A 7,520-nucleotide genomic window follows, 5' to 3' on the forward strand; every position below is an offset into this window, starting at 1 on the left:
TAGCTCCATCCACGTGCGCTCGGCCGGGACGGCCACGTCCAGCGCGCCTGACTGCATGCGGACGTGCATGGTGTGGGCCAGGCCGATCGCGTCGCCGTCGACCTGGCACACCTGGGGTTCCTCGGCCGTGACAGAGGCGCCCTTCGCCTGACGGAATGCGACCGTGCCGGTCGAGACCGGCAGGTTGATCGGGCGCAGGCCGATGAGCTGTCCGAGCATCTTCCAGGTGACGTCCGCCCAGCCGAGCAGGCCGGCGTGCGCGTCGACCGCGATGACGTCGACGAGGCCGTCGGACAGCTCCGCGTCGGGCGCGAGGACCAGCATCTTCATCTCGCCCGCGTTCGCGAACATGACCGAGCGGGCCTCGACGCGGGTGATCTCGTCCGCGGGCGAGTGCGGGGCTTCAGCGGGAGCACCCCCGGCCTCGTCCAGGGTCGTGCCCGCCAGCTGATCGCCGACGCCGAGCGGGTCGGGGGTGGGGGCCACGGGCGAGCGCAGGGTCAGGCGTGCCTTCATGCGCGGGGCGCCCATCGCGCCCAGGCCCGCCCACACGTAGGCGATCCACCCGATGCGCTTCTTCAGCTCAGGGTCGGTGTCGGCCATCGTCTCGCCGTCGTAGCCCATGCCCGCCACGACGAGGCAGGCATACTCGTCCGCTCGCGGTTCGATCGACGAGGCCGGGGCAGCCCCGTCCTGAAGAGTCGCCTCGGGGTGTAGCGCGGCGCGCGCGGCGAGGCGCAGTCCGCCCTCGGCTGGCTGATCCGTCTTCTGGGTGGCGTCTTCGACGCGAACCCACGCGAGGTCGACGGCGCGGTGGTTGCGGTCGAGCGCGATGGCGAGGGCCGCTTCGGGCTCGTCGGGGATGGAGAGGTTGCCGGCCAGGACGTTGCCGGTGCCCACGGGGATGATGCCCATACGCACGCCGGATCCGGCCATGCCGGCAGCGACGGCGCGCACGGTTCCGTCTCCGCCCGCAGCGATGACGACGGAGGCCCCTTCCTCGAGGGCGTGAACGGCCTGCCCGGTGCCCGGGTCCTCGCGCGTGGTCTCGCGCCAGTGCACGTGGTCGATGCCCAGTTCCTTGGCCTTGCGGTTGAGGCGATCCTTGAAGGCCTGGGGGTCCGCGTGCTTGGAGGGGTTCATGATGATCCAGGGGCGCGGCCGTCCTCGCGTCGGGTCGTCCACCGAGGCGGGGACCTCGAGGGCGCGGCGGCGGCGATGTCGGCGGGTGAGGGCGGTTGCCAGACGCGCGACTCCGATCGCTCCGGCTCCGGCGGAGGCTGCGAGTGCCCAGTATATTCCGTCCATGTGCACAAGCCTAGCCTGCGGTCGGCCTGTGGATGATGTGTTCAGTGGCTTTTCGTTGTACTCCGTGTCATAAGAGTCGTGCTGACGCGTGCTTGTCGTCGTGTTGTCCACACGGTTATGCACCAAAGGTGGATAACTTTCAGGCTTTTGAGAACTCTCGCGGGTGTAGTTTGTGCATAACCCTGACCTGTTGTGTTGAATTCACAGTCGGGGCGGTAGGGGACATGGCGCGCCCACCTGGCATAGGATGGGACGCATGATTGATGTGCGTGCCCTGCGTGACAACCCCGAACCCGCCCGCGCCTCCCAGCGTGCCCGCGGAGCCGACCCCGGCCTCGTCGATGAGATCATCGAGGCCGACGCCGCCCGCCGCGAGGCCCTGCAGTCCTTCGAGACGCTGCGCGCCACCCAAAAGGAGGTCTCCAAGTCCGTGGGACGCGCCTCCAAGGAGGAGCGGCCCGCGATCCTGACCAAGGCCAAGGAGCTCGCCGAGCAAGTCAAGGCCGCCGAGGCCGCCGCGAACGCCGCCGACGCCGAGGCCGACCGCCTGGCCCGCCTCCTGCCCAACCTGGTCCTCGACGGCGTGCCCGTCGGCGGCGAGGACGACTTCGTGGTCCTGCGCCACGAGGGCCCCGCCCCCCGCGACTTCGCGGCTGAGGGCTTCGAGCCCCAGGACCACCTCGCGCTCGGCGAGGGCCTGGATGCGATCGACACCAAGCGCGGCGCGAAGGTCTCCGGCGCGCGCTTCTACTACCTCAAGGGCATCGGCGCCCGCCTCGAGCTGGCCATCATGACGATGGCCATGGATCAGGCGCTCGCCAACGGCTTCGTGCCGATGATGACCCCCACCCTGGTCACCCCGCAGATCATGGGCGGCACCGGCTTCCTCAACGAGCACTCCGACGAAATCTACTACCTGCCCGCCGACGACCTGTACCTGACGGGCACGTCCGAGGTCGCCCTCGCCGGCTACCACGCCGACGAGATCCTCGACCTGAGCGCCGGCCCTAAGCGCTACATGGGCTGGTCCACCTGCTACCGCCGCGAGGCCGGCTCCGCGGGCAAGGACACGCGCGGCATCATCCGCGTCCACCAGTTCAACAAGGCCGAGATGTTCAGCTACTGCCGCCCCGAGGACGCCGCGGAGGAGCACCAGCGCTTCCTCGCCTGGGAAGAGGAGATGCTCGCCAAGGTCGAGCTGCCCTACCGCGTCATCGACACGGCCGCCGGCGACCTGGGCACCTCCGCCGCCCGCAAGTTCGACTGCGAGGCGTGGCTGCCCACTCAGGAGCGCTACATGGAGGTCACCTCGACCTCGAACTGCACGACGTTCCAGGCGCGCCGCCTCGGCATTCGCGAGCGTCGCGAGGACGGCATGACCGCGGTCGCCACCCTCAACGGCACGCTGGCCACGACCCGCTGGATCGTCGCCTTCCTGGAGAATCACCAGCGCTCTGACGGTTCCGTGTACGTGCCCGAGGCGCTGCGCCCCTACCTGGGCGGACTCGAGGTCCTCACCCCGGTCGCTCGATGAGCCAGGAGCGCTTCCTGACGGTCCCCTCCACCGGGGAGGCGGCCCGCCCCTTCGAGGAGCTCCTCGACGAGGCCTCGGCCGCCCTGCCCGCCGACTTTCCGACGTCGGCGGGCCAGGTCCTGGTTGCGCTCGACATCGACGGCACGATCCTGACCCCCGCGGGGGCGACGCCGCGCGTCCTTGAGGGGATCCACGGCCTCGCCGACGCGGGCGCCCACGTGCTCATCGCCTCGGGCCGCGCGCTTGAGGGTGTGATTCCCGTTCTCGATGCCCTGGAGTTCACGGACGGGTGGGCGCTGTGTAACAACGGCGCGACCCTCGTGCGCGTGAGCGGTGGGCAGTGCGAGATCGTCGAGGAACGCACCTTCGTGCCCGGCCCGATCCTGGAGGAGATCGCCTCGGCCGTGCCCGGCTCGGTGTTCGCGTCGATGCCGCACCCCAACATCCTGCTGTCTGCCCCGTTCCCGAACAACGAGATCGAGGGGAGCGATCACCGCATCGTGTCGATGGAGGAGCTGGCCTCCACGCCCACGCCAAAGATTGTCGTGCGCGCCGCCGACACGGACCGTGAGGAGTTTGACCGGATCCTGGCCTCCCTGGACGTGTCGCGCACCCACGAGGTGTTTGTCGGCTGGACGTCCTGGGCGGATATTGAGCCGCTCGGCGTGACTAAGGCAACCGGGCTGGAGTCGCTGCGGGCGCGAGTGGGGGTTCCCGCGGCCGGGACCGTCGCCGTTGGGGATGGCACGAATGACATCGCGATGATCGAGTGGGCGGCTTTCGGTGTCGCCATGGGTGGGGCCTCCGAGGAAGTGCGCTCCCACGCCGATCACGTGACGGCTGCCGTCGAAAACGACGGTGCCGCCGCCGTCATGCACGCTCTTCTGCGCCGCTGCGGGGTTGCCGGCCGCTGAGCTAGTTTTTCTGGGGTGCTGGTGTCATCAGTTCGATGAGACAGGGCATGGCCGAGGAAGGGTTCGGGCCCTTCTTGTTTGGCATGATGGTCGGCCAGGCTTGTTGTGCTCGTTTGACGGCCTCGGGGAAGCTAGCAATCGGAAACCCTGCGGTGAGGTCCTTGTCTCCGATGAGTCTGCTGCTGCGCGCGAGTCTGACGCAGTCGCGTGTTTCTGTATACGCTCGTCTGTCAGTGGTATGCCACAGCAGCCATAGTTCGAAGCATGGGTTGGTAACGACCGCATCAACGGTAGTAGAAGACTTACATTCCCGCAAAACCTCATCTAGCTTTTGATGCTGATCAACATCAATGACGAGAATCGCTTGGTCGAAATCGCCGCGTCGTTCCGCCTTGAGGTACTCGGTGAATACTCTCGAAGGATCTTTGCCGATAGGTTTGATCGAAAAAGTTGCATGGCGGGGACGCAGGTGTTGACGCAGTAGCTCAAGGTACTGACGTTCATGACTAAGCCCTCGGTGAATAGCGCATAACGTATCTTGAGTTGTTTTGCGTTGCGTAATTTACGTGTATTGCGTCGTCCCATCGACTCTCACTCCTCTTCTCCGGTACGAGGATTGAGGAGTTTGTGAATGAGCGAAGGAACGGTGTAAGGCACTCCGCCGAATCGTCCCTCAAGGTACTGTTTGACGATGTTGCTGCCCTTCTGAAGAGGGAAATCTGCGAGATTGAAGAGTTCGCTGACGCCGTCGCTATCTTTCTCCACGAACCACACCTGCTCACGCTTTTCTCTGTCGCCGCGGCCAGCGTCGAGCAGTGTCATGTCGTGGCTTGTGAAAACGAGTTGAGCTCCGGTTGTATTCACCGAAGGGTCCTCAAACCAGTCGATGATGAGGTGAGAAAGCTGAGGGTGAAGGCTTGAACCCAGTTCGTCGACGACGAGAACGCGACCGTTCCTAAGTGCGCTCACGACGGCTGTTCCCAGTGCAAGCCATGCCATGGTGCCTGTGGACTCGTCGGAGTGCCTGAGCCTTCCGCTATTCGTACCGTGTCGGAAAAAGAGATTGCGTGCGATGAAGTTGCTCAGGTCTCTTTCCTCCTCGGAGGACTGATCCGGCTGTTCGTCCTGCACATCGTCGGCTGTGGGTGTCAGCATGTGTGTGATGAGCCGGGCAAGCTGTGGCGGAATTGCATGCTCCTCCACCTCAATGTTGGTGATACCGGTGTCTGCGATTTGCGCGAGGGTGACGAGGTCATCGAGACGTAGACTCCGTTCTTGGAGCTGTCGTGCGATGCGACCAAGGCGGGCGTTGACTTCGTCATCGCCAACGTGATAGAGGTCAAATCTGCGCATGAGAGCTTCCCAGATGGGCGTCACGGTTTCGTGGTTGAATTGGGCAGCGCGGGAAAGAGCGAGTTCACGTCGGGCAACGTGGGGTATCCTTTTCAGGCCCTTGACTCGCCCGTCAGCATTGCGCACGAACACTTCTTTCCACCGAGTGCTGACGACATGCAGGGACTCTTCGGTGACGCCGTCAGCATCCGTCGCAAATCGATAGGCGTAGCGTTTGCCGGAGACAATGAACTCGAGTTCAAAGGTAGCGGGAGCTGTCATCTGTCCCGGGATAAGCGCAAAGGGGGCTCGAGGGAACTGTGGTTTTTCGAGCCATGATGTTGCCGAGGATCCGATGGCTCCGAGCATGTAATGGAGGGCATCGAGAACGTTAGTCTTGCCTGAAGCGTTCGCGCCGTAGATGCCGTCAACGTGGTGGATGTGATCAGCCCAAGTAGTGCCCTTGGAGGGGCGGAGGGTCTTGAGCGTGGGACGTGTCAGGTCGAGGGTTGCCTCATCGCGGAACGATCGGTGGTTCTCAAACGTGAATCGTAGGAGCTGCATACGGATAGTCTACATTATCGGTCTTGCATCGATAAAAATTATCGAAAATTCAGCGTTCCTGATCTAACTTGCCTGTTGATCGCCTCATTTGCAGAGTGTCAACCACTCGCCCATGATCGCGAAGGCGCGGTCAAGGTCCCCGATCTGGCAGTGCTGCGCCATGTCCGGGTCCTGCGCGCGATGGAACGCGCGCACCTCCAGCGACTCAGCGTTTCTCAGGGCGCGGCGCACGTCTCCCAGGCGCTCGAAGGGCACGTACTGATCTGCATCCCCAGCGAGGACGAGGCATGGCTGGGTGATGCGCCCCTCGAAAGGTTCCATCGTGTAGTCGCCGAACGCGCGCAATACCTGGCTGGGCCGGTGCAGTCCCGTGAGGTGCTGCGCCTGCTGGAGCTTCCATGACAGGTCCGCGCTGAGTCGTGAGGCCATCCCCAGACCGGCATCGATGAGCCGCGCGGGCTGCGGGTTCTCGATGACCGCGTTCGCGAAGGGGCGCAGGGCGCGAGGCAGTGGCACCGTCAGGCCGTCGAGGAGCCGATACATCATGTCGAAGGCGATCACGTGCGTGATGCGCGGGCAGTGGGCGGCTGCGCGCGTGACGAGGTAGCCGCCAAAGGAAACGCCGAGCGCGGCCGCGCTGGTCACCCCGAAGTAATCCAAGACCGCCTCCGTCGGGTACTCCCACTCGGGCTCGAGGGGCATGCCCGCTGCCGCCGTGTGCCCCTGGCCGGGACCGTCGAAGGCGATGATGTCGAAGGGACGGGTCGGGAAGTGGGACGCGAAGTCGATGATCTCCTCCGCGTACCCGTCGAATCCGTTCATCATGACGAGTGTGTGCGGTGTGCCCGCGGGAGCCTGCTCCCGGTGAACCGGGTCCGCCTCCCATCGCATCGCGGTCAGCTCCCCGCTGCGATAGGGGACCGCGTGCCGGGTGAGCGCGAGGCCTTTGTGGGCCTCGTCGAAGGCGGCTGACATGGCGCCGATGAAGCGCCCCTTGCGCGGGTCGCCGGCGCCCAGGTAGAAGGCCGCGAGCTCGTAGAGGCGCCACGCGGCATCCGCGTCCCCTTCCGACTCGAAGCGATCGGCAAGGTGTTGGGCCAACGCCGTGATCTGCTCTGTTGTGCGCAGGCGGGGGAGCGTGGTGGCTGCGACCTTGTCCATTCCGGGGCGATCGAGGATCGGTGCGAAGGTCCGGTTGAGCTGCAGGTCGAATTGGCGATTGCCGGTGTACTCGGTGAACATAACTCGACGCTATCGCCTTTACAGCGAGGGCGGACCGTACAATAACAAACGGTGTGTTGGATACTGGACGATGCGAACGCTATGCGTAGGATAAGCCTATTAATAAAGGAAAACTGATCGGAGAGACATGTTCCTGCGGAGTGCGGATAAGCACGGGCGCGAGGCCGAGCACAACCTGGATCTGCGCATCCGGAAGACGCGCCGGGCGATCCGCTCGGGCCTCATCAAGGCGTGCCAGGCAAAGCCCTACGCGCACGTGAGCGTCACCGACATCTGCTCCGCCTCGATGGTGTCGCGCACGACCTTCTACGACCACTACACCGACAAGGACGCCCTCCTGGCCGAGGTCGTGTCCTTCCTCCTCGAAGAGATCACCCCTGCCCTCGAGGGCCTGTGGTTCGGCGAGGGACGCGACGCCCGCGCCGTCGCCCGCCACCTTGCCGACGTGTACGCGCGCAATGGGCAGGCCCTGATAACCCTGCTGGCAATCCGCGTGGGAGGCGACGGCGACCTGCATGAGCAGCTTTATCGCACGTGCTGTTCGGTATTTACCGATTGGGCCCGTGGTCGCGTGGACGACGAGGTGCTTCCACTGGCCGCGGACGTCTACGCGTCCGTCGTCCTGA

The 7,520-nt window shown here is 64.9% G+C and carries 7 protein-coding genes; 3 read left to right on the forward strand and 4 right to left on the reverse strand.

From position 1 onward, the window contains the following. Positions 1-1,308: diacylglycerol/lipid kinase family protein (locus HMPREF1138_RS06570; protein ID WP_039937264.1), on the reverse strand; the 1,308-nt coding region annotated here is incomplete at its 3' end. Positions 1,309-1,564: 256 nt separating this feature from the next. Between HMPREF1138_RS06570 and serS the strand changes: the two genes are divergently transcribed. Further along, entirely contained in the window at positions 1,565-2,842 is a 1,278-nt protein-coding gene (gene serS, locus HMPREF1138_RS06575) for a serine--tRNA ligase (RefSeq protein ID WP_009057875.1), read from the forward strand. After that, positions 2,839-3,756, forward strand: a complete 918-nt coding sequence (locus HMPREF1138_RS06580) for an HAD family hydrolase (RefSeq protein ID WP_009057880.1) — start codon at positions 2,839-2,841, stop codon at positions 3,754-3,756. Before serS ends, HMPREF1138_RS06580 begins: the two co-directional genes overlap by 4 nt. 1 nt (position 3,757) lies before the next feature. On the opposite strand, the gene HMPREF1138_RS11620 is transcribed toward HMPREF1138_RS06580, so the two are convergent. The 3 genes from HMPREF1138_RS11620 to HMPREF1138_RS06590 form a co-directional block, all read right to left on the reverse strand. Beyond that, positions 3,758-4,318 (reverse strand): RloB family protein, encoded by a 561-nt coding sequence (locus HMPREF1138_RS11620; protein WP_081495991.1) that lies wholly within the window; start codon positions 4,316-4,318, stop codon positions 3,758-3,760. Between the two features lie 29 nt (positions 4,319-4,347). After that, positions 4,348-5,652, reverse strand: coding sequence for an AAA family ATPase (locus tag HMPREF1138_RS06585; RefSeq protein WP_009057877.1), 1,305 nt, complete (start codon positions 5,650-5,652; stop codon positions 4,348-4,350). 84 nt (positions 5,653-5,736) lie between these two features. Further along, positions 5,737-6,894, reverse strand: coding sequence for an alpha/beta fold hydrolase (locus HMPREF1138_RS06590; RefSeq protein ID WP_009057879.1), 1,158 nt, complete (start codon positions 6,892-6,894; stop codon positions 5,737-5,739). Between the two features lie 127 nt (positions 6,895-7,021). On the opposite strand from HMPREF1138_RS06590, the gene HMPREF1138_RS06595 reads away from it, so the two are divergent. After that, on the forward strand, positions 7,022-7,520 hold a 499-nt coding region (locus HMPREF1138_RS06595), incomplete at its 3' end, for a TetR/AcrR family transcriptional regulator (protein WP_009057881.1).

The sequence above is a fragment of the Actinomyces sp. ICM58 genome, from assembly GCF_000283035.1.
Taxonomy (GTDB): Bacteria; Actinomycetota; Actinomycetes; order Actinomycetales; family Actinomycetaceae; genus Pauljensenia.